The 20,374-nt window shown below is 64.2% G+C and carries 17 protein-coding genes and 1 pseudogene; 11 read left to right on the top strand and 7 right to left on the bottom strand.

The window, feature by feature from the left end; genetic code table 11:
- The first annotated feature begins 108 nt into the window (after positions 1–108).
- Entirely contained in the window at positions 109–1,227 is a 1,119-nt protein-coding gene (locus AWB75_RS04965) for a 3-deoxy-7-phosphoheptulonate synthase (protein WP_061123058.1), read from the top strand.
- 141 nt (positions 1,228–1,368) lie between these two features.
- Here the strand turns inward: AWB75_RS04965 and AWB75_RS04960 are convergent, their stop codons facing one another.
- Entirely contained in the window at positions 1,369–6,216 is a 4,848-nt protein-coding gene (locus AWB75_RS04960) for a response regulator (protein WP_061122950.1), read from the bottom strand.
- A 434-nt stretch (positions 6,217–6,650) separates the two neighbouring features.
- Between AWB75_RS04960 and AWB75_RS04955 the strand changes: the two genes are divergently transcribed.
- A complete protein-coding gene (locus tag AWB75_RS04955) occupies positions 6,651–6,905 on the top strand; it encodes a DUF6723 family protein (RefSeq protein ID WP_061122949.1) in 255 nt (84 codons plus the stop codon).
- A gap of 12 nt (positions 6,906–6,917) precedes the next feature.
- Here AWB75_RS04955 and AWB75_RS04950 read toward each other — a convergent pair whose 3' ends face one another.
- The gene (locus AWB75_RS04950) at positions 6,918–7,175 is read right to left on the bottom strand and encodes a hypothetical protein (RefSeq protein ID WP_061122948.1); all 258 of its coding nucleotides are present in this window, start codon (positions 7,173–7,175) and stop codon (positions 6,918–6,920) included.
- A gap of 272 nt (positions 7,176–7,447) precedes the next feature.
- Between AWB75_RS04950 and AWB75_RS04945 the strand changes: the two genes are divergently transcribed.
- Complete coding sequence (locus tag AWB75_RS04945) at positions 7,448–8,857, top strand: MFS transporter (RefSeq protein ID WP_061122947.1); 1,410 nt, start codon at positions 7,448–7,450, stop codon at positions 8,855–8,857.
- 286 nt (positions 8,858–9,143) lie between these two features.
- Here the strand turns inward: AWB75_RS04945 and AWB75_RS04940 are convergent, their stop codons facing one another.
- From AWB75_RS04940 to AWB75_RS04930, 3 genes are all read right to left on the bottom strand, one after another.
- Positions 9,144–9,446: a hypothetical protein gene (locus AWB75_RS04940; RefSeq protein WP_235011973.1), complete on the bottom strand. Its 303-nt coding sequence runs from the start codon at positions 9,444–9,446 to the stop codon at positions 9,144–9,146.
- A 313-nt stretch (positions 9,447–9,759) separates the two neighbouring features.
- On the bottom strand, positions 9,760–10,080 hold the full coding sequence (locus AWB75_RS37605) for a hypothetical protein (protein ID WP_159462766.1): 321 nt from the start codon (positions 10,078–10,080) through the stop codon (positions 9,760–9,762).
- A 93-nt stretch (positions 10,081–10,173) separates the two neighbouring features.
- The gene (locus AWB75_RS04930) at positions 10,174–10,395 is read right to left on the bottom strand and encodes a hypothetical protein (RefSeq protein WP_061122946.1); all 222 of its coding nucleotides are present in this window, start codon (positions 10,393–10,395) and stop codon (positions 10,174–10,176) included.
- Positions 10,396–10,503: 108 nt separating this feature from the next.
- On the opposite strand from AWB75_RS04930, the gene AWB75_RS04925 reads away from it, so the two are divergent.
- A complete protein-coding gene (locus tag AWB75_RS04925; protein WP_061122945.1) occupies positions 10,504–11,715 on the top strand; it encodes a putative DNA modification/repair radical SAM protein in 1,212 nt (403 codons plus the stop codon).
- Positions 11,715–13,130, top strand: coding sequence for a UdgX family uracil-DNA binding protein (locus AWB75_RS04920; RefSeq protein WP_061122944.1), 1,416 nt, complete (start codon positions 11,715–11,717; stop codon positions 13,128–13,130). Before AWB75_RS04925 ends, AWB75_RS04920 begins: the two co-directional genes overlap by 1 nt.
- Positions 13,131–13,149: 19 nt before the next feature.
- Here the strand turns inward: AWB75_RS04920 and AWB75_RS04915 are convergent, their stop codons facing one another.
- Complete coding sequence (locus AWB75_RS04915; protein WP_061122943.1) at positions 13,150–13,938, bottom strand: SDR family NAD(P)-dependent oxidoreductase; 789 nt, start codon at positions 13,936–13,938, stop codon at positions 13,150–13,152.
- A 297-nt stretch (positions 13,939–14,235) separates the two neighbouring features.
- Here AWB75_RS04915 and AWB75_RS04910 point away from each other — a divergent pair, with 297 nt between their 5' ends.
- The 5 genes and pseudogenes from AWB75_RS04910 to AWB75_RS04890 all read left to right on the top strand — a co-directional run bounded on the left by AWB75_RS04910 (position 14,236) and on the right by AWB75_RS04890 (position 18,106).
- Positions 14,236–15,042 (top strand): DUF4410 domain-containing protein, encoded by an 807-nt coding sequence (locus tag AWB75_RS04910; RefSeq protein ID WP_061122942.1) that lies wholly within the window; start codon positions 14,236–14,238, stop codon positions 15,040–15,042.
- A 79-nt stretch (positions 15,043–15,121) separates the two neighbouring features.
- Positions 15,122–16,393 carry a cardiolipin synthase gene (gene cls / locus AWB75_RS04905; RefSeq protein ID WP_061122941.1) on the top strand — a complete coding sequence of 424 codons (1,272 nt, stop codon included), beginning with the start codon at positions 15,122–15,124 and terminating at the stop codon, positions 16,391–16,393.
- A pseudogene (locus tag AWB75_RS39130) lies at positions 16,287–16,616 on the top strand (EAL domain-containing protein); the annotation flags it as partial. The gene cls and the pseudogene AWB75_RS39130, both read left to right, overlap by 107 nt.
- Positions 16,617–16,817: 201 nt before the next feature.
- Positions 16,818–17,723 carry a ParA family protein gene (locus tag AWB75_RS04895; RefSeq protein WP_087086472.1) on the top strand — a complete coding sequence of 302 codons (906 nt, stop codon included), beginning with the start codon at positions 16,818–16,820 and terminating at the stop codon, positions 17,721–17,723.
- Positions 17,702–18,106 carry a hypothetical protein gene (locus AWB75_RS04890; RefSeq protein WP_087086471.1) on the top strand — a complete coding sequence of 135 codons (405 nt, stop codon included), beginning with the start codon at positions 17,702–17,704 and terminating at the stop codon, positions 18,104–18,106. The genes AWB75_RS04895 and AWB75_RS04890 overlap by 22 nt, the downstream gene beginning before the upstream one ends.
- A 35-nt stretch (positions 18,107–18,141) precedes the next feature.
- On the opposite strand, the gene AWB75_RS04885 is transcribed toward AWB75_RS04890, so the two are convergent.
- Positions 18,142–19,680 carry a DHA2 family efflux MFS transporter permease subunit gene (locus tag AWB75_RS04885; protein WP_061122937.1) on the bottom strand — a complete coding sequence of 513 codons (1,539 nt, stop codon included), beginning with the start codon at positions 19,678–19,680 and terminating at the stop codon, positions 18,142–18,144.
- 144 nt (positions 19,681–19,824) lie between these two features.
- Here AWB75_RS04885 and AWB75_RS04880 point away from each other — a divergent pair, with 144 nt between their 5' ends.
- Positions 19,825–20,268 carry a MarR family winged helix-turn-helix transcriptional regulator gene (locus AWB75_RS04880; protein ID WP_061122936.1) on the top strand — a complete coding sequence of 148 codons (444 nt, stop codon included), beginning with the start codon at positions 19,825–19,827 and terminating at the stop codon, positions 20,266–20,268.
- The last annotated feature ends 106 nt before the right edge of the window (positions 20,269–20,374 follow it).

Here is a 20,374-nt window from a genome sequence, read left to right as displayed (position 1 = left end):
GACGCCGCAGGTGCGATAATGAATGTTTGCGCCGAAAGGCGATAAGCGCGCGGAAAGCACGCACAGAGTCCTTGAATTCTGCATCAATCACGCATGACGGAGCTTATCTTGACCCGCATCGACAATCCCTCCCGCGATCAGGAGGCAGGCGTGGCCGACTCCACGCAAGACACGACCCGCATCGACGACACGCGCATCGGCGCCGTGCGTCCGCTGATTTCGCCCGCGCTCCTGCTCGACGAATTACCGGTGACGCCGGGCGTGCAGACGCTCGTCGAAGAGAGCCGCGCGCACATCGCGAATATTCTTCACGGGCGCGATGACAGGCTTGTCGTCGTGGTCGGCCCGTGTTCCATTCACGATCACGATCAGGCGATGGAATACGCGCAGCGTCTGAAAGCCGTCGCGGACCGGCTGCGTGATGATCTCTTCATCGTGATGCGCGTGTACTTCGAGAAGCCGCGCACGACGGTCGGCTGGAAGGGTTATATCAACGATCCGCGTCTCGACGGGAGTTTCCGCATCAACGAGGGCTTGCGCCGCGCGCGTGAGCTTTTGCTCGATATCAGCGGCCTTGGCTTGCCGACCGCGACGGAGTTTCTCGATCTGTTGAGCCCGCAATACATCGCCGATCTGATCGCGTGGGGCGCGATCGGCGCGCGCACGACGGAGAGCCAGAGTCATCGGCAACTGGCATCGGGCCTGAGTTGTCCGATCGGTTTCAAGAATGGCACCGATGGCGGCGTGCAGGTTGCGGCGGACGCGATTGTCGCCGCGCGAGCGAGCCACGCATTCATGGGCATGACGAAGATGGGCATGGCCGCGATCTTCGAGACGCGCGGCAACGACGATTGTCACGTCATTCTGCGTGGCGGCAAGACGGGGCCGAACTACGATGCAGAAAGCGTCGCGGCTGCGTGCGGCGCGCTTGCGGCGCTCGGACAGCGCGAGCAGGTGATGATCGATTGCTCGCACGCCAACTCGAACAAGTCGCATCTGCGTCAGGTGGATGTCGCGGAGGATATTGCGCGGCAACTGGAAGCGGGGGAGCGGCGGATTACGGGGGTGATGATCGAGAGTCATCTGGAGGAGGGACGGCAGGATTTGAAGCCCGGTGTGGCGCTTCGGCACGGTGTGTCGGTTACCGATGCATGTCTTGGATGGGCTCAAAGTGAGCCGGTGCTGGATTTGCTTGCTGAGGCTGTGAGGAAGCGGCGCGGGGGGTGAGGTTTTTGGCGCGCTTGCTCGGGCTTCTGTGGAATCCTGTATTCGCGTTGGTTTATTAGCATTGCCCCTATGCGGGGCGAAGCTAATAGACCGACACGAAAACAGGCTTCCACGACAACAAAAGCAAGGCAAGAAAAACCCCTACCTCACCGCCGCATTCAAAGCATCGATCAAAGCAAGCGGATCAAATGGCTTGCGCAACTGCACGGCACCAGGCAGAGCCTTCCGTTCATCGTCGCTGAGCGCGAGCTCATACCCAGTAACGAACACCACCCCCAACCCCGGCGTCTCGCGGCGAGCGGCAATCGCCAACTCCACCCCCGACCGCCCTGCAAGATCCACATCGGTCAGCAGCACTTCGAACCGATGCCCGCCTAACAAAGCCATCGCTTCATCGAAGCTGCCGGCATCGGCCAAATCGACACCAAAGGTACGCAACAACTCCGCAGTACTCGCACGCACGAGTTCGTCGTCTTCGACGAACAGCACCCGCATGCGAGCAAGCACATCCTCCTGCGCGAGGCCAGCGATAACCACCGGCGCCGGCACCCGTTGCGCCAACATCTGCCGCACCTTGCGCGCGAGCGCCTCATGCGTATAGGGCTTGCTCAACAATTCGATGCCTTCGTCGAGCCGTCCCGCATGCACGATCGCGTTGTCCGTATAACCCGAGGTGAACAGCACCGCGATACCCGGCACACGCTCGCGCGCCTTCCTCGCAAGCTCCGTGCTGCGCAACGGCCCCGGCATCACGACATCGGTAAAGAGCAGATCGATCGGCACGCCGCTCTCGACGATCGCAAGCGCGCTCTGCGCATCCTTCGCGCGCAGCACGCGATAACCCAGATCGGCGAGCAGTTCGACGACCGTCGCGCGTACTTCCTCATCGTCTTCCGCGACGAGAATGGTCTCGCTGCCGCCCTTCGCCGGACCGGAATCGACGTTCGTCTCCAGATCTTCTTGTTCACGCACGCGCGGCAGATAGAGGCGCACCGTCGTGCCGTGTCCCTGCTCGCTATACACCTTCACGTGCCCGCCAGATTGCTTGACGAAGCCGTACACCATCGAAAGGCCGAGACCCGTGCCCTGTCCCTCGCGCTTGGTCGTGAAGAACGGCTCGAACGCGCGCTGCTGCACTTCGGGCGACATGCCCGAGCCCGTGTCCGTCACGGCGACCATCACGTACTGGCCCGGCGCGACATCGGCGTTGCGCATCGCGTAGTTTTCGTCGAGCGATGCATTGCCCGCTTCGATCGTCAGCTTGCCGTGACCGGTCATCGCGTCGCGTGCATTGATCGCGAGATTGAGCAGCGCGTTCTCGACCTGAAACGGATCGACGAGCGTATTCCACAAGCCGCCCGACACGATGGTCTCGATCTCGATGCCGTCGCCGAGCGCGCGGCGAAACATGTCGTCGAGGCCGCGCACGAAGCGGCCCAGATTGACGACCTTCGGCGCGAGCGGCTGACGTCTGCCGAACGCGAGCAGTTGCGAGGCGAGATTCGCGCCGCGCGCGACGCCCGCGAGCGCATTCTTCACGCGCTGCTCGGGCTTGTCCTGTCCAGCGACGTCCTTCGCGAGCAACTGCAGATTGCCGCCGATGACCTGCAGCAGATTGTTGAAGTCATGCGCGACGCCGCCCGTCAGCTTGCCGATCGCTTCCATCTTCTGCGCCATGCGCAACGCTTCTTCCGCGTGCCGCAGCGCTTCGGCGGTCTCGCGGTCCGCGGTGACGTCGCGGCCCACGCCGTGGATGCGCCGCGTGCGCGGATCGAGCGACACCGTCCACGCGATCCAGCGCCAGCCGCCATCGGCGCGGGAAAGGCGGCACTCATAGCGCACGGGCAAGCCGCGCTCGCGCAGGCTGTCGAGTTCGGCGGCGGCGGCGCGCGCATCGTCCGGATGCACGAGATCCATCACCGTGTGCGAATGCAGGCGCTGGGAATCGAAGCCGAGCACGCTCGTCCATGAAGGGCTCACGCGCAAAAGCGCGCCCTCGAAGCTCGCGACGTAGAAGAGATCTTCGCTCAGCTCCCACAGACGGTCGCGATCGTCGACGGCGTCGGCCACGCGGCGTTCCAGCGTCTCGTTCAGATCGCGCAGGGCGTCCTGCGCCTTCGTGCGTTCGGCGATCTCGTTCTGCGCGGCCTGAAAAAGCCGCGCATTGTCGATGGCGATCGCCGCCTGCGATGCGATGCCCGTGACGATGCGCTCCGCGCGCTCGTTGAACACGCCCGGCTCCGGATGTCCGAAGAACAGCCCGCCGAGCACTTCGCCCGTGCGCGAGAGCACCGGCGCGGCGAGATAGCTGCGCACGGCGAGATGGCCTTGCGGCATACCGTGATGCGGCGCGTTGTGACCGTAGCGCTCGTCTTTCGTGATGTCGTCGGTGCGCACGATGCCCTGGCCCGCGAACGTCGGACCGAACACGGCGGTGTTGCGTGGCATCGGGAATTTCGCAAACGCGTCCATCGTCACGCCCGACAGCGTGTAGAGCGTATAGCGGCCGCCCTTGTCGTCGAGCACGTTGTAGAAGAACGAGCCGAAGGCGGCGCCTGTCAGCTCCGTCGCGGCGTCGACGACGACCTGCACCGCGCGGCTCAGTTCGAGCTCGCCCGCGACCGTCGTGCCCACGCGATTGAGAATTTCGAGCGTGCGCGATTCGTCGCGCAGTTTCTGCTCGGTCTCGTTACGCAAGCGCGCGAGGCGCAGATTGCTCGCCACGCGCGCAAGCAGTTCGCGCGCGGAAAACGGCTTGGTCAGATAGTCGTCCGCGCCAGCTTCGAGGCCGCCCACGCGGGCTTCCTCGCCCGCGCGCGCCGACAGCAGCACGACCGGCGTCTCGCGCAGCGTCTCGTCCTCGCGCAGCGCGGCGAGCAGCGCGAAGCCGTCGAGGCGCGGCATCATCACGTCGGAGACGATGACTTCCGGGCGCACTTCGCGGGCCATCGCGAGCGCGGCTTCGCCATCGGCGGCGGCGCTCACGTCGTGACCGGCCGCGGTAAGCATGCGGCGCATGTAGTCGCGCAAGTCGGCGTTGTCGTCGACGACCAGCACGCGGCCCGGCATCGCGTCGGGCGGCGTCGGCTCGTCGGCTGCGCTCACGCCGAGCGGCGCGTCGTCCTCGCTTCCGAGTTCGGGCGGTGTGCCGGCGTCCGGCATCCAGCGCATGGCCGCATCGACATACGAGCGCGCGCGGATGCTCGCTTCGGCGTGCGGTGCGTCATGCGCCGCGCTGGCGAACTCGCGCGGCGCGGGCAGTGTGATCGTGAAGCACGCGCCATCGCCGAGCCTGCTTTGCGCGCGGATCGAGCCGCCGTGCAGTTTCACGAGCTCTTGCACCATCGCGAGGCCGATGCCGCTGCCTTCCACCGAGCGGCCGCTCGCGCCCGCGACGCGATGGAAGCGCTCGAACACGCGCGCCAGTTCGTGCTCGGGAATGCCGATGCCGGTATCGCGCACGCACAGCTCGATGCCGTGATCATCGTTCGCATGCAAGGCAATGCGGATGACGCCATCGAACGTGAACTTGAACGCGTTCGACAGCAGGTTCATCACGATCTTTTCCCACATGTCGCGGTCGATGTCCGCGATCACGGGCGTCGGCGGAATGTCGATCTCGAGGCGCAGCCCGGCCGTTTCGATTGCCGAGCGAAACAGCGACGCGAGCTCGGCGGTGAACACGGCGAGATCGGTAGGCTGGCGATGAATCTCGATGCGTCCCGCCTCGATGCGTGAGAAGTCGAGCAGCGCATTCACGAGCTTGAGCAGCCGCAAGCCGTTGCGATGCATGATCTTGACGATGCGCAAATCCGCGCGGCTGACGCGCTCCGGATTCGCGAGCAGTTCCTCGAGCGGGCCGAGCATCAGCGTGAGCGGCGTCCTGAACTCGTGACTGATATTGGAGAAGAACGTGGTTTTAGCGCGGTCGATTTCGGCGAGCGCTTCGGCGCGTCGGCGCTCTTCGTCATAGGCGTGCGCGTAGCCGATCGCCGCGCCGATCTGGCCCGCGACCAGATTCATGAACGCGCGATAGCTCTCGTCGAAGAGCCGGTACGGATTGAGCGCCGCGATCAGCACGCCCGCCCGGCCGGTCTCGCCCGACGGCGCGATGGGCAGCAGCACCGCGCTCTGCGGCGGCGTGCTCCATGCGCCCGTCGGCAGCGGCGCGGTGAAGCGCTGGTCGAGACCGGTCACGACGCGTGCCTGGTTGTCGCGCAGCACGTCGGCGAACGGCCACGGATCTGCGTTCGCTGCGTGCAGAATCGCCGGCGCGGCCGGATGTCCCGCTTCGATGCCGCACGGGCCGACGAGCGTCGCCGTGTCGCCGCCGGGCTCGGCTGCGTAGAGCAGGGCGAAGGGCATGTCGCGCGACGCACTTTCGAGCGCGCGCATCGACAGTTCGCACGCCTCGCGCCAGTTGCGCGCATCCGCCGCCGACGCCGCCAGCTCGCGCAGCACGTTCAGTTGACGCTCGCCGAGCACGCGCTGGGTGTCGTCGCTGTTCGCGCAGATGATGCCGCCCGCGCCGCCGCGGTCATCGGGAATCGGGCTGTAGGAGAACGTGTAATACGTTTCCTCCGGGAAACCGTTGCGCTCCATGATGAGGAGCTTCTGTTCGACGTAAGTGCCTTCGACGCCCGTGAGCGCGGTGTCGAGCAGCGGGCCGATCTCGTTCCAGATTTCGCGCCACACGGAGGAGGTGGGCTGGCCGAGCGCTTGCGGATGCTTGCCGCCGATGATCGACTTGTACGCGTCGTTGTAGAAGAACAGCAGGTCGGGGCCCCAGCCGACCCAGATCGGCTGGCGCGACGTCAGCATGATGCGGATGGCCGTCTTCAGACTTTGTGGCCAATGCGCGGGCGCGCCGAGCGACGTCTGCGTCCAGTCGAAACCGCGGATGAGCGCGCCCATTTCGCCGCCGCCCAGCAGGAAGCTCGGGTCGAGCCCGCCCATCCTCGTATCCGCGATCAGATTGTCAGCTTTCATCGACGCTTGGTCTCCTCGCCCGGTTTCTCGATGTGGCGACGTCATGGCACGGAACGGTGCCGGTATTCGGTTCGAATCGGTCGCGCCGCGCTGCAAGGGGCGGCCGGAAACGATTTTCGGATTCTCGCACGGAAAACGCTTCCGTCGCGCCCGTCGTGCGTGCGGCAGGCCCGTGGTTAAAGGCGCTCGGGACGTTCGAGTGCGGCGCGGCCTGAGCCGTTGCGCGCCCGGCACCGTAGCAATTTGCCGACCTGCTCGACGCGCTCAATGGTTTCTCGATCGCTGCGCCGTGCATGGCGCGGTACGCAGTTTGCTAGGCGTTTCGCTGAATCGAGAAGAGTCGTATCACGATGGCTGCGTCGACGCGCGGGCCGCGATGCAGCCGATCCCCTACCCCTCGCGGCGCCCCCTTGAGCAAAACCATGTCCAGACCGATGCCCAAAACCACACCGACATCCGAAGCAGGGACATACGAGGGCTTCGACATCTACGCATCCTACGTAGTGAACGCGACGGGCATGCACATCGGTACGTTGAAGGTCGTGAGAAAGCGCGACAAGCGCGTGCTGTATCCGTTCGATGGCTGCGAGACGATCGGCCCGTTCGAATCGAGCGACGATGCGCGACGCGCGGCCGAGGCGCTCGGGCGGCGCATCGTCACGGCGGACATCGCCAGTCCGGAGCCGTGATCGCCCGACGAATCACGCACCCGACAGCACTATCAAAACACCGACGCTGCCAACAGCCGAATCAATCGGTTGTCGTTCGTGACGGTCGCGCACAGACGCCATCCAATTCGTGCGCTTCATGCCGCTGCTCAAGGCGCGCGCTGCGGCGCGTTCACTGGTCATGTGCGCCGCACCGCTCGCCGCCTTGTTCCGCGGTGTGGCGGGGGCGATTCGGCTGTTAGAGCGGTGCTTGAATTCGTCCAGTTGGATGTGATTGCCGAAATGTTCCATGACAATGCGGCGGATACGTGCGATGAGTCAATCGCGACGCCCGCGGCAAGCCATGCGCCGCGAATCCGCGAAAACCGAAAGACGCGGTAAGAGCGCCGCGCACCAGCCGTCGACCGGCAAGAACCGCCGGTGCTTCGGGGAAAACCCCAGCGTGCTTATCGTCCTAGGACATGCAGGGCGGCCCGCATGCGTCTGTATCTTGACCTCAAGGCGGTGCGATGCGCGCGAATTCGGGCGCGGCACCGGGTCACTGACGCATCCGGAAAACGACTATGAGTTACGTGCAACCCACCACGAGGCAAGACGCGCAGACGGCGTCCGATGATGCTCACGCGCGCGGCCCGATCAGGCGCGCGATGGCGGCATCGGCCGTCGGCAATGCGACCGAGTGGTTCGACTACGGCATCTACAGCTACGGCCTCACCTATATCTCGGCCGCGCTATTTCCAGGCAGCACCGCGCAGGCGACGCTTTTCGCGCTCGCGACCTTCGCGATTTCCTTCCTCGTGCGGCCGCTCGGCGGGCTTTTCTGGGGGCCGCTCGGCGACCGGCTCGGCCGCAAGCACGTGCTTGCGCTGACCATCATCATCATGTCGATGGCGACGCTCGTCGTCGGTCTCTTGCCTTCGTACGCGAGCATCGGCATATGGGCGCCGGTGGCGCTCATCGCGCTGCGCATGATCCAGGGCTTTTCGACGGGCGGCGAGTATGGCGGCGCGGCGACCTTCATGGCCGAGTACGCACCCGATCACAAGCGCGGCTTTTGCGGCAGCTTCCTTGAATTCGGCACGCTCGCGGGCTTCTCGCTCGGCGCGTTCCTGATGCTCGGCTGTTCGGTCCTGCTCGGCAACGACGCGATGCACGCATGGGGCTGGCGCTTGCCGTTCCTCGTTGCGGCGCCGCTCGGTCTGATCGGCCTGTATCTGCGCTCGAAGATGGAAGACACGCCGGTGTTCCGTGAGTGCGCGGAGGCCGCGGAGCGTGAGCAGCACAAGGGCGTGCCGCTGCGCGAGCTGTTCTCGCAATACTGGAAGCCGTTGCTGCAGCTCGGCGGCCTGGTCGTTGCGCTCAACGTCGTGAACTACGTGCTGCTCGCTTATATGCCGACCTTCATGAAGAAGGAGCTTGGCATGAGCGACAACCTTTCGCTGCTGCTTCCCTTGATCGGCATGTTGTCGATGATGGTGCTGCTGCCGTTCGCGGGCGCGCTGTCGGATCGTATCGGACGCAAGAAGGTGTGGTGGCTGTCGCTCGTAGGATTGTTCGTCGCCGCCGTGCCGATGTTTTCGCTGATGTCGCATGGCATCGCGGGCGCGCTGATCGGACTCGCCGTGCTGGGTCTGCTGTATGTGCCGCAACTCGCGAGCATCTCGGCGATGTTTCCTGCGATGTTTCCGACGCAAGCGCGTTATGCGGGCATGGCGATCGCCTATAACTTGTCGACGTCGATTTTCGGCGGCACCGCGCCGATGGTCACCGACTGGCTCATCGGTCGAACGGGTAACACGTTGGTGCCGGCTTATTACATGATGGCCGCTTGCTGCGTGGGCGCGGTTGCGTTGGTGTTCGTTACCGAGACGGTGGGGTGCTCGCTGCGTGGGCGTGAGGTTCCGGGGGGGAAGGCGGGGCTTCGGTCGGAGGGCTCGGTGGAGCAGAGGATGCCGGAGCATCGGCACGCTTGATGGTTTGATTTGGTTTGCTTGCTTTTGCTTTTGCCGGATCCCGTATTCAGGATTCCACATAAGAAGAAGCGAGCGAAAACCAAAGCACCAGCAACGCGACGAGCGTAATCAAAATGGGCGGGTTCTGCTCTGCGTGGAGCCCGTGAGTGTGGATCGCGCGATGAAAGGCGGCGCGGTCCTGGAGCCGGGCGAGCCGGTCAGCGCGAGCTTCGCGTGGACGACCCGCATCGGGCAATGCGTCGCGGACGGCGTTGACTCGCGCCCGCAACGTGAGGTCATCGGTCGATCATTGACCGAAGAAGACGTCGCAACGCGGCTTGTCGGCACAGCCGCCTTGACCGCGACCGCTCGCGGACGCGCTCATGCCGGCGGGCATGCCGCCGTATGCGGATTCGTCGGCTTGCGTCGCGGGCATGGCGGTGGTCTGCTGCTGATCGGGCATGACCTGCGTCACATACATCGGGCGCATCGTCTGAACCAGTTGCTGTTGATCCGCGGACATGCCTTGGGCATGCGCCGCGCCGACGCTGGTCGCGAGCGCGCAAGCGGCCATCATCGCGAAAAATTTCGGGGTGAGTTTCGCCTTCATGTTCCAGCTCCTTGAAACGAATGCACAAGCAGCCGGGAACGCGATTCTCGGACTCCTTGCAGCTTCTGTCGATGGATAGGATTCGAGCGCGGCGGCAAAGGGCCGAGTGTGTTCGTCGGACGCGGCAAGAACAACGCGTCTGACACGACGGATAGCGCTCAGGAGCTAAGTTACGGCGATGCACACGCGCAAGAAATCCCTATTTAGTGGGGATACTTTTGGTGGGATGAGCGGACAGTGCATACATTAAAGAACGCGCTCGGGCTTGCCTGGAAGCCCGAGCGCGCTGCAAGAACTGAATGCTTCGTTACGCTTAATACGACTTGGAGGCGCCGCCGCTCGACGTGCCCGAGCCGGAACTGCTCGAACCGCTCTTGCTGTTCTTGTGCATCTTGTTGCTTTGGGACGAGTCCATCGTGTTGGAACCCGACGCGCCCGAAGTCGAGCCCGTCACGCCGGCGCTATTCGGCGTGCTCATGCCGGTGCCGCCCTGACCGGCGCCATTACCTCCCGCCGTGCCGCCGCCTGCACCCGCTCCGCCGCCAGCCCCGCCACCCGCGCCCTGCGCGAACGCCGCGCCCGACAGACCCAGAATCAAGGCCGAAACAAGCAAGCTTCTCTTTGCGTTCTTCATGGTGTCCTCCCGTTGATCGATGATATTGATGCGCACCGCATCGCAAGAACGCTGCGGCGCCGCCCGACCATTAGCGCAATCGCCGTGCCGGCGCTAGGCCAGCGCCTCATCGCACCATTCGATAGCCCACGCGCGCGCGCAATGCACGGCGTCCCACTCGCTCGTGAAGACGTCGAGATCGCCGGATTCGAAGACTTCCATATGTGCGGCGTGATCGTCCGGCGAACGCGTGATTCGCGCGTGAGCGTAGTAGCCGCCGTCCTCGTCGTGACGCGCGGTGCAGTCGATATGAAACGCCTTGTAGTCGAAACGCATGAGAGGCTCCAGGAAGAAGTTGGCGAAGGCAGGTCCAAAGTGTGCGCTATCTGTTTGACTCAACGACTCCTGTGGGATACTGTATATGCATACAGTATAGCCATCAAGATGGATCTCTCCGAAAAGCTTGAAATCCTTGCCGACGCCGCGAAGTACGACGCATCGTGCGCAAGCGGCGGAGCGCCCAAGCGCGAGTCTCGCGGCATCGACGGACTGGGCGCCAGCACCGGCTCAGGCATCTGTCACAGCTTCACGCCGGACGGACGCTGCGTTTCGCTGCTCAAAATTTTGCTGACGAACTTTTGTCTGTACGACTGCCGCTATTGCATCAATCGCCGCTCGAGCAATGTGCCGCGCGCGCGCTTCACGCCGGAAGAAGTGGTCAGCCTTACACTCGATTTTTACCGCCGCAATTACATCGACGGCCTGTTTCTGAGCTCCGGCGTGATTCGTTCGTCGAACTACACGATGGAGCAGCTCGTGCTCGTCGCGAAGACGCTGCGCGAGAAACATCAGTTTCGCGGTTATATCCATCTGAAGACGATTCCCGATGCCGACCCCGAAATCATCGCGCAGGCGGGACGTTATGCCGACCGCCTGAGTGTGAACATCGAGTTGCCGACCGAAATCAGCCTGGAGCGTCTCGCGCCGGAAAAAAGCGGCCGCACGATCAAGCTGGCGATGGGCAATATCCGCGTCGCGCGCGAGGAATCGGAAGCCGAGCCGCGTGCGCCGCGTTTCGCGCCGGCGGGACAGAGCACGCAAATGATCGTCGGCGCCGATGAAACCGACGACCGCACCATCCTCGGCACCGCCGAAACGCTCTACGGCTCGTATCAGCTGAAGCGCGTCTATTACTCGGCGTTCAGCCCGATTCCCGACAGCCCGTCGGGGGTGCCGTCGAAAGCGCCGCCGCTTTTGCGCGAGCATCGCCTGTATCAGGCCGATTTTCTGATGCGCGGCTACGGATTCGCCGCCGCCGAACTGCTCGGCGATGCCGGCAACCTGCCGCTCGACGTCGACCCGAAACTCGCGTGGGCGCTCGCGCATCGTGAACGCTTTCCCGTCGATCTGAACGCCGCGCCCGCGCGCATGATCGCGCGTGTGCCGGGCATCGGCATGCGCAACGCGAAGCGCATCGTCGAGTTGCGGCGCACGCGGCGTGTGCGCTATCACGATCTCGTGCGGCTGCGCTGCGGCATGGACAAGGTGAAGCCCTTCGTCGTCACGGCGGATTATCGGCCGCCGCTTTCCGAGGCGTCGTCGGACACGCTGCGGCGCGCGCTCGCCACCGGTCCGGTGCAACTCTCGCTGATCTGATGCACGTCATCGCCATCGACGACGATTTCGACGCCTGGCGCGCCGCCGCGCTCGCTGCGCTCGCCCAAGGGCTCGCGCCCGAAGCGACCGACTGGCGCACGTCGCAGGCGGAGCCCGCGCTGTTCAACGAATCCGCGCCGCGTGTCGATTCGGGCGCCGCGCCGCAGATCCGCGTCTCGCGCGAACTCGCGGCGCTGTTGAAAGACGCCGCGCATTTCCGCGACGCGCGGCGCTGGAACTTTCTCTATCGCGTGTTGTGGCGCTGGGCCCAGGGCGACCGCTCGGTTGCATCGGCCGCGGACGAAGACGGCGCGCGCCTCTACAAGATGGCGAAGGCGGTGCGCCGCGCGCAGCACGACATGATCGCCTACGTGCGTTTTCGCCAGCGCGACGCGTCGCTCGGCGCGCCCGAATACGTCGCGTGGTACGAGCCAGATCACGATGTGCTCGCGTGGGGCGCGGAGCATTTCGCGGCGCGCATGGGACGCTCGACATGGCTCATCGCGACGCCCGAAGGCGCCGCCATGTTCGACGGCGAGCGCCTGAAGCTGGAGCGCCGCCGCGCCCTCGCATCGGAACATGCGAGCGACACGCCCGACGCCGCCGAAGCGCTCTGGATGACCTATTACCGCAGCATTTTCAATCCCGCCCGCCTCAACGAATCCGCGCTCGAACAGCACATGCCCGTGCGCTTCTGGAAGGGGCTACCCGAAGGCGCGCTGATTCCGAAGCTCGTGAGCGATGCGCGCGGCGGCGCGCGGCGCGTCGCACAGGCGCAGCGCGTCGGCGCGCTCGGCGGCAAGGCGGTTCAGGTCGAAGCGAACGAAGCGCAGCCCGAACGCGACGCGCCCACCTCGCTCGATACATGCCGTCGCTGCGATCTGTGGCGCAACGCGACGCAGGCGGTGGACGGCGCGGGTCCGCCGGATGCGCGCATCATGCTGCTCGGCGAACAGCCCGGCGATCAGGAGGACCTGAAGGGCGAGCCGTTCGTCGGCCCGGCGGGACAATTGCTCGACGACGCGATGCAACGCGCCGGCGTGCCGCGCGAGCAGGTGTATCTGACGAATGCGGTGAAGCATTTCAAATGGGAGCCGCGCGGCAAGCGTCGCTTGCACAAGACGCCCGCGCAGCAGGAAGTCGAGGCGTGTTCGTACTGGCTCGACCAGGAACTCCGGAGCATCGGTGCGCGCGTGATCGTCACGCTCGGCGCGACCGCGCTCGCCGCGCTGTTCGGCCGGCGGGCGACATTGTCGGCGCATGTCGGGCGCGTCGTGCCGTATGGTGACAAGCTCGTCGTTGCGACTTATCACCCGTCGTACGCACTTCGGCAGAACGACGAAGCCGCGCGCGAGCGCACTGTCGCGGCCATCGTGGCGGCGCTCGATCAGGCGCGCGAACTGGCGTCGAATTAACGAAGCTGACGAAGCGCGCTCAGAACGCCGCGCGCACCACGCCGCCGTCCGCGCGCAATGCCGCGCCGTTCGTCGCCGACGACAGTTCCGAGCACACGTAAGCCACCGTGTTCGCGATTTCCTCGGGCGTGATGAAGCGCTTGAGAATCGAGGTCGGGCGCGCTTCCTCGAAGAACTGCTTCTCGAAGTCCTCGAAGCTTTTTCCACCGGAGAGCTTTTCGACGAAATCCGTGACGCCTTCGGAGCTCGTCGGCCCCGGCAGCACCGAATTGACCGTGACGCCCGTGCCCGCGCACGTCTCCGCGAGTCCGCGCGAAAGCGCGAGCTGCGCGGTTTTCGTGAGACCGTAGTGAATCATCTCGACGGGAATCTGGATGCCGCTCTCGCTGCTGATGAACACGACGCGGCCCCAGTTCTTCTCCTTCATCTTCGGCAGATACGCGCGCGAAAGCCGCACGCCCGACATCACATTCACGTTGAAGAAACGCAGCCATTCGTCGTCGGAGATTTCTTCGAAAGGCTTCGGATCGAAGATGCCCATGTTGTTCACGAGGATATCGACGTGCGGAAAACGCTTCACGAGCGCGTCCACCTGCGCGGCTTCCGATATGTCGCCGGCGAAGCCTTCGGCCTGCGCGTCCGGAACGAGCTCGCGCAGCTTGGCGAGCGCCGCATCGACGGACGGCTGCGAGCGGCCGTTGACGATCACGCGCGCACCTTCGCGCGCTAGCGCCACGGCGATGGCATGTCCGATGCCCTTCGTCGATCCGGTTACGAGCGCGAGCTTGCTGGCGATCTTGAGATCCATGGTTGCTCCTTTGAACGGTTTTTTGCGGATTGCGTCGATGCGCCTGCGCGACGCGTTCCGACGATGTTAACCAGAAGCCGCTTGCTCTGCAGAGCCGACGCGATATGCCTCGGAGCGCCGCGCCACACGCCTGCGCGCTCGATGAAACGCCGCGACATAAATGCTCGATGGCCTCGCCGGCGGTCATCGTCCATAGTCTGGCCTGCGTGATCGAGAAACGAAGCAGCAGCGAGAACCGAGAGCCGCATCACGCATCCATCCACATCATTCCCGGCGCAGCCGGTACGGAGATGCAACATGTCGAACTCGATCAAATTCTCGTCGCTCAACGCAATCCTCAAGAAGGCGCGCGGCGCGGCGCTGGCCGGACTCGTCGTCGGCGCTGCGGTGCTGGCGGGTTTCGGCAGCAATCCGGCACAAGCGGCGAGCCAGTACAACCAGTACGGCGGCCAGTACGCGCAGACCGCCGCCGCGCCGGCGACGCGCCCCGACACCATTTACGTCTACGCATTCGCCAGCGACGCGAGCGAGGTCAAGCTCGACAATCACGGCATGATCTCGAAGATCGGCTCGGCATTCTCGGGCGATTCGCAGGCCCAGAAGCAGACGCAGGACGCCATCGCGGCGCGCGAGGAAGTCGCGAACGAGATCGTCGCGAAACTTCAGTCGATGGGCCTGCGCGCCATCCGCGCCGACGTGCCGCCGCCGCAAGACCAGAACGTGCTCGTCGTCGAAGGCAACTTCAATACGATCGATGCCGGCAATCGCCGCCGCCGCGTGCTGATTGGCCTCGGCGCGGGCGAAAGCAAGGTCGGCGCGACCGTGCAGCTCGTCTACAAGCCGGCGCACGGCGCGCCGCAAGTGCTCGAACAGTTCGACGCGAACGCAGACAGCGGCCACATGCCCGGCGTGGCGGAAATGGCGGGCGTCGGCGCGGTTGCCGGACATGTCGCGACCTCGCTCGCGGTGTCGGGCGGGCTGCATGGGGTGTCGGAGAAAAAGCACGCGGATGTGTCGTCGGACGAGAAGCGCCTCGGCGACAGCATCGCCAAACAGATCGCCAAGCTCGGTCAGGATCAGGGATGGATGCCGGCGAAGAGCTGACCGGTCACGCGCGCGATGCGCGGTCCGGAACCTGCTTACACTAGGGTTCCGGACGAATGTTCGCTTCGCGAGGCCGCGCATGCCGACGATTGCCTTGATTGCCCTGACGGTTGTCGTGACGCTCGTCGTCGTGCTCGTGATCGCGAACCTGACGAGCGGCGAGAAGAAAATCGAGCACAAGATCGAACGCCTGTACGCCAGCGACGATCCGCAGTTCCTCCGTTCGATGGGCTTGCTGCTCGGGCCGCCCGTCCTCGGGGAAAACCGCTTCGAGGTGCTCCTGAACGGCGACGAGATTTTTCCGTCGATGCTCGAAGGCATCCGCTCGGCGCGAGCGTCGATTACGTTCGAGACCTTCATCTACTGGTCGGGCGAGATCGGCGAGCAGATCGCCAGCGCATTGTCGGACAAGGCGCGCGCGGGCGTGGCGGTGCATGTGCTGCTCGACTGGGTCGGCTCGTCGAAGATGGACAAGCGCTACCTGCGCATGCTGCGCGACGCGGGCGCGGACGTGATCCAGTATCACAAGCCGCACTGGACCGGCCTCGGGCGCATGAACGACCGCACGCACCGCAAACTGCTCGTGATCGACGGGCGCATCGGCTTCACGGGCGGCGTGGGCATCGCCGAGGAATGGACCGGGCACGCCCAGGACGAGAAGCACTGGCGCGACACGCATTTTCGCGTCGAAGGCCCGGCGGTCGGCCAGATGCAGGCGGTCTTCATGGACAACTGGGTCAAGTCGACCGGTAACGTGCTGCACGGGGCGCAATATTTTCCGGAGATCGAAGCCGCGGGCGACGGTCTCGCGCACATGTTCAGCAGCTCGCCCTCGGGCGGCAGCGACGACATGCAGTTGATGTATCTCATGGCGATCACCGCCGCGACTCATTCCATTCATCTGTCGAGCGCGTACTTCGTGCCGGACAAGCTGACGATCAACGCGATCGTCGAGGCGGCGCGACGCGGCGTGGAAGTGCGCATCATCACGCCGGGCAAGCGCATCGACACGCATACGGTGCGCGAGGCGTCGCGCGCGTGCTGGGGCGATCTGCTCGCGGCGGGCGTCGAGATCTACGAGTATCAGCCGACGATGTTCCACTGCAAGCTCATCATCGTCGACGAATATCTGGTGTCGGTCGGCTCGACCAATTTCGACAGCCGCTCGTTCAAGCTCAACGACGAAGCCAACCTGAATATCTACGACCGCGATTTCGCGCGCCGGCAAACCGCGATCTTCTACGATGACGTCGCCCACGCGAAACGCATCACGCTCGATGAATGGCGCCGCCGTCCCCTCGCCGAAAAGCTCGTCGACCGCTTCGTCGCGCTGCTCGATCCGCAGCTTTGACGTTTGCGCGAGAGGTATCGCGAATATTTATCGTTGCGAGCCTAAGGACTCGCGCACGCGAGCGAGCATCGCGCTCGCACATTCGCTCGATATGGATGTCGTTTCGGAAGGTGCGGCGACGGGGTCGCAGCTCGACAGGCTGCAGGACATGATGTGTGATGAGATGCAGGGGTTCTTGCTGGCGATGCCTTTATCGGCGGATGCGTTTGGGGTGATGCTTGAGCGGGGGGAGGTGACGGTGCAGGGGTGGGGTTTTTGGTCTCTTTGGTTTTTGCTGGATCCGGCAAAAAATCAAAGCGAGGCACCGAATATGACAACATATAAGTATTTAGTAATCCTTCTATATGTGTAGAATCCTCGTCGCTGCGGCGAAGAGCAAACCACGCCGCGCGACCGAAGAGGCAAATAAAACAGAGAGGCCAAAATGGTCAAGAAAGATTCCCCGCATGTCTTGAGTTTCATCAATCTCAAAGGCGGTGTTGGCAAGACCACGACGGCTGTCGCCGTGGCGGAAATCCTCGCGCTCGAAGCGCGCAAGCGCGTGCTGCTGATCGACCTCGATCCGCAAACCAACGCGACCGTGAATCTGATTTCGGAAGCGACGTGGGATGCGCTGGACCGCGATGGCCGCACCATCGCGCAATTGTTCGACGACAGGATCAACCCGCACCTTCCACCAAAATTCGATATCGAGCGCGCCATCGTGCGTGGGGTGTCGAAGGTCGACGGCGGCATCGAACGGCTCGATCTGCTGCCTTCCAGCATCCGGTTGATCGAATTGCAGGACCATATTCCCGGCATCGCGATGAAGGGAAACTTCACCCACAACCCGCTCGATATTCTGAAGAATGCGTTGCAGCCCGTCATCGGCCAATACGATTACGTCATCATCGATTGCCCGCCCAGCCTCGGAACGGTCACGCGCAACGGCCTGCGCATTTCGACGGGATACGTGATTCCGACGATTCCCGACATCGTGTCGACATGGGGCATCTACCAGATCGTCGATAACGTCCGGCGTTTCGCCGCCGATATCGGGCAGACAATCGAACCGCTCGGCATCGTCGCGACCAAGGTGCAGCACAACAACCTTCACAAGCGCGTCATGAACGATCTCGCGCATGGCCGCCTGGGCAAATTTGACGCATTGGGCGTGCGGCAACCGCATTTCTTCGAGAGCACGATTCCGCAGTCCGTGGATGTCGCACGCGGCGCGGACCACACTCACGATCTGCGCACGCTCAACGGAAAATACGGCCCGCAAGCCTACGACGCGCTGAAAGGACTGACACAGGAAATCTGGACACTATGCGAAGCAATCAGCCAGTGATCGCGCTGCTGCAAGGTCTTGCGGCGCTGCTGGAAGAAGAGCGGTCGTGCAATCCTGCTTTCGCGGCGAAGCTTGACGCGCTCATGCGGCCGCGCGACGAACGCGCCAGTGCAAGACCGAAGCCGAAGGACATCGACCTTCCGGACGTACACATTGAACTCGCGGCGCGCGATGACGATGATTTCCGTGCCTGGCTGCGCACACAGCCCGCCGACGTCCTCAAGGCCATCATTCGCCGCGAAGATCTCGATCCCGCGCGCCGCGCGGCGAAGTGGAAAGACGAGAAGAAGCTGGCGAACTTCATCGCGGACGGGCTGCACGCGCGCATGTCGCGCGGCTCGGCATTCATCGGACGGGCGAAAGATCCATCCGCGCCAGAGTAGCGCAGGCCGCAGCGCACGCGTACCGCGTGCGCTTCTCAATCCATCGCCGCATGCGCCACCGATTCCTCGCCAGCCGCCTTCGCCGGCCGGATCAGCAACAACAACGGCACCACCAGCAACGTCGCCACGAACATCAGCTTGAAGTCGTTGAGATACGCGATCATCGACGCCTGCTGCGTGATGGTCTGATTCAGCATCGCCATGTCCTGCATCGAACCGCCGGACAGCATCGATTGCATCGCCGGATTGAACGGCGTCACCTGCGCGGCGAGGTCCGCGTGCGCGACCTGCGTGTTGCGCGTCATCAGCGTCTGCACGATCGAGATGCCGATACTGCTGCCGATATTGCGCATCAGGCTATACGTGGCGGTGCCGTCGGCGCGCAGCTCGGGCGTGAGCGTCGAAAACGTCAGCGCCGACAAAGGCACGAACACGAGCCCCAGCCCGAAGCCCTGAATCACGCCCGGCCACACGATGTCCGACTCCGACAACACTATCGTGTAATGCATCATCTGCCAGAGCGCGAGCGCCGAGATCAGAAAGCCCGACAGCAGCAGCAAACGCGCGTCGATGTGCTTCAGCAACCGCCCCGCGACGAGCATCGCGACCATCGTTCCCGCGCCGCTCGGCGCCGTGACGAGGCCCGTCGTCGCGACCGGATAGTTCATCAGGTTCTGCAGCATCGGCGGCAGTAGCGCGCGCGTCGCGTACATCACCGCGCCGATCACGAAGATGAAGCACGTGCCGGTCGCGAAGTTGCGGTCCTTCAGCAACTGGTACTTGAAGAACGAGCGCGCGCCGGCCGTCGCCGTATGCGCGATAAAAAAGACGAAGCTCACCGCCGCGAGCAGCGCCTCGATGCGGATTTCCATCGAGCCGAACCAGTCGAGCTGCTCGCCGCGATCGAGCATCGCCTGAAACGCGCCGATCGCAAGGCCGAGCGTCGCGAAGCCGAACGCATCGAACTTCACCGCGCGCCGCGCGGCCTGCGTGGGCAAAAAGGTCCACACGCCGAAGAGCGCGAACGCCCCGATCGGCACGTTGATGAAAAACACCCAGCGCCAGTTGTAGCTGTCGGTGAGCCAGCCGCCGAGCGTCGGACCGAGAATCGGCCCGACCATCACGCCCATGCCCCACACGGCCATCGCCTGACCCTGTTTCTCGCGCGGATTGATGTCGAGCAGGATCGATTGCGACAGCGGCACGAGCGACGCCCCGAATATGCCCTGCAAAAGCCGCGAGCCGACGATCTGCGCAAGCGTCTCGGACAAGCCGCAAAGCGCCGACGCCACCGTAAAACCCGCAATCGACAGGCACAGCAGCTTCTTCACGCTCAGCCGGTCCGACAGCCAGCCGGTGAGCGGCGTCGCGATCGCCGCCGCGACGATATACGACGTGAGCACCCACGTGATCTCGTCCTGCGACGCCGACAGGCTGCCCTGCATATGCGGCAGCGCCACGTTCGCGATGGTGCTGTCGAGCGTCTGGATCAGCGTCGCGAGCATGATCGAAACGGTCAGCATGCCGCGGTTCAGAGGCGCCGCGGCGCGTTCCGTGGGGACTTCGGAGGACATGGAGGCGGCCGCCCGCAAGCGGATTTTATAAGTAGGGTGATGATAAGCACGCTTATTATAGGGGATGCTCGATGCGGCGCAATGCGGTCAAGTACGGGGTCCGTGCCGGTGCACGCATCCAAAGCTCTTACCTATAATCGCGCGATGGAAACCCAACTCGACAAACGCTTCGGCTTCCTGGTCGCGGACGTGGACCGCCTGTGCGGCAATCGTTTCGACGTCTTGGCGAAGTCGTCGCTCAATCTCACGCGCGCGCAGTGCCGCGTGCTCGCGTATCTCTCGCATTACGGCGAGGTCAATCAGGCGCGGCTCGCGGGCCTGCTCGAAGTCGCGCCGATCTCCGCCGGACGGTTGCTCGACCGCATGGAAGAGGGCGGCTGGATCGAGCGGCGCCTCAATCCCGACGACCGCCGAGAGCGTCAGGTCCGCATGACCGCGAAGGCGGAAAAGGCGCTGGACCGCGCGCGGCGCGTCGGCGACGAGATCACGTCGGAGGCGCTCGCCGGTTTCAGCCGCCAGGAAAGCGAACAGTTGATCGCGCTGCTGCAACGCGTGCGCGGCAATCTGAGCCGCATCGTCGATCGCTGAAGCGGGCGGGAAATCGTTCGCTGACGGATCGCGCGGGCCGTGCTAACGTGCCGCGCGTGGATCGCAGATTACTCACGCGATTCCCGCAAGCGTCCTTGTCAACTGT

Origin of the sequence: Caballeronia catudaia (assembly GCF_001544755.2) — a bacterium.
Lineage (GTDB): Bacteria > Pseudomonadota > Gammaproteobacteria > Burkholderiales > Burkholderiaceae > Caballeronia > Caballeronia catudaia.
This window is presented reverse-complemented; position numbering and strand designations above follow the sequence as displayed.

What these genes read in the sequence shown, in the direction of transcription:
- AWB75_RS04930 (WP_061122946.1), bottom strand. Translation starts at nt 10,395, where the DNA reads ATGCGTTTCGACTACAAGGCGTTTCATATCGACTGCACCGCGCGTCAC.
- AWB75_RS04910 (WP_061122942.1), top strand. Translation starts at nt 14,236, where the DNA reads ATGTCGAACTCGATCAAATTCTCGTCGCTCAACGCAATCCTCAAGAAG.
- AWB75_RS04945 (WP_061122947.1), top strand. Translation starts at nt 7,448, where the DNA reads ATGAGTTACGTGCAACCCACCACGAGGCAAGACGCGCAGACGGCGTCC.
- AWB75_RS04925 (WP_061122945.1), top strand. Translation starts at nt 10,504, where the DNA reads ATGGATCTCTCCGAAAAGCTTGAAATCCTTGCCGACGCCGCGAAGTAC.
- AWB75_RS04890 (WP_087086471.1), top strand. Translation starts at nt 17,702, where the DNA reads ATGCGAAGCAATCAGCCAGTGATCGCGCTGCTGCAAGGTCTTGCGGCG.
- AWB75_RS04920 (WP_061122944.1), top strand. Translation starts at nt 11,715, where the DNA reads ATGCACGTCATCGCCATCGACGACGATTTCGACGCCTGGCGCGCCGCC.
- AWB75_RS04915 (WP_061122943.1), bottom strand. Translation starts at nt 13,938, where the DNA reads ATGGATCTCAAGATCGCCAGCAAGCTCGCGCTCGTAACCGGATCGACG.
- AWB75_RS04955 (WP_061122949.1), top strand. Translation starts at nt 6,651, where the DNA reads ATGCCCAAAACCACACCGACATCCGAAGCAGGGACATACGAGGGCTTC.
- cls (WP_061122941.1), top strand. Translation starts at nt 15,122, where the DNA reads ATGCCGACGATTGCCTTGATTGCCCTGACGGTTGTCGTGACGCTCGTC.
- AWB75_RS04880 (WP_061122936.1), top strand. Translation starts at nt 19,825, where the DNA reads ATGGAAACCCAACTCGACAAACGCTTCGGCTTCCTGGTCGCGGACGTG.
- AWB75_RS04950 (WP_061122948.1), bottom strand. Translation starts at nt 7,175, where the DNA reads ATGGAACATTTCGGCAATCACATCCAACTGGACGAATTCAAGCACCGC.
- AWB75_RS04940 (WP_235011973.1), bottom strand. Translation starts at nt 9,446, where the DNA reads ATGAAGGCGAAACTCACCCCGAAATTTTTCGCGATGATGGCCGCTTGC.
- AWB75_RS04895 (WP_087086472.1), top strand. Translation starts at nt 16,818, where the DNA reads ATGGTCAAGAAAGATTCCCCGCATGTCTTGAGTTTCATCAATCTCAAA.
- AWB75_RS04885 (WP_061122937.1), bottom strand. Translation starts at nt 19,680, where the DNA reads ATGTCCTCCGAAGTCCCCACGGAACGCGCCGCGGCGCCTCTGAACCGC.
- AWB75_RS04960 (WP_061122950.1), bottom strand. Translation starts at nt 6,216, where the DNA reads ATGAAAGCTGACAATCTGATCGCGGATACGAGGATGGGCGGGCTCGAC.
- AWB75_RS37605 (WP_159462766.1), bottom strand. Translation starts at nt 10,080, where the DNA reads ATGAAGAACGCAAAGAGAAGCTTGCTTGTTTCGGCCTTGATTCTGGGT.